The organism is Novosphingobium clariflavum, assembly GCF_026420865.1.
GTDB lineage: Bacteria > Pseudomonadota > Alphaproteobacteria > Sphingomonadales > Sphingomonadaceae > Novosphingobium > Novosphingobium clariflavum.
Genome location: NZ_JAPCWC010000102.1, coordinates 1 through 753 on the forward strand (window position 1 = coordinate 1; position 753 = coordinate 753).

1 protein-coding gene is annotated in these 753 nt (G+C 63.7%); it reads left to right on the top strand.

Annotation, left to right across the window (positions count from 1 at the left end):
* On the top strand, window positions 1-721 hold a 721-nt coding region (locus tag OKA11_RS24460), incomplete at its 5' end, for an IS3 family transposase (protein WP_267225240.1).
* Window positions 722-753 lie beyond the last annotated feature (32 nt).

Here is a 753-nt window from a genome sequence, read left to right on the forward strand (position 1 = left end):
TCGGCGCCTTCACATCCTGCTGCGGCGTGAAGGCGTAATGATCAACCGCAAGAAGACGCAGCGGCTTTATCGTGAGGAAGGCTTGGCCGTTCGCAGGCGACGTAGCCGCCGACGCGCCGTGGGTACGCGGGCTCCGGCTCCGGTGCTGGCCTTGCCGAACCAACGCTGGAGCCTCGATTTCGTGCACGACCAGATGGTGTCCGGGCGACGTTTCCGTGTGCTCAACATCGTCGATGACGTGACGCGCGAGTGCCTGGCCGCGATACCCGACACGTCGATCTGTGGGCGCCGTGTCGTGCGCGAACTGGCGCTCCTGATCGAGAGGCGCGGAAAACCAGGGCTGATCGTCAGCGACAACGGCACCGAACTCACCAGCAACGCCGTCCTGTCCTGGTGTGGCCAGGCCCGTGTGGAATGGCACTACATCGCACCGGGCAGGCCCATGCAGAACGGTTTCGTCGAGAGCTTCAACGGACGCATGCGCGATGAACTGCTCAACGAAACCTTGTTCCTCAACCTGGATCACGCCCGCAGGCAAATCGCCGCGTGGGTGGAGGACTACAACCGGCGCCGGCCGCATTCGGCGCTCGGTTATCAAACCCCGGCGGACTTCGCCGCCAAATTGCACAAGCAATGGCCTGCTTCGCTACGCCCTACGGGCTGCGCTGCGCAGGCCATTGCTTCCACCGCGCCTATGCGCAACAAAGTCGCCCGACTTTAATCCCCGCTGGAGGCAAACTCGGGGTCACGTCA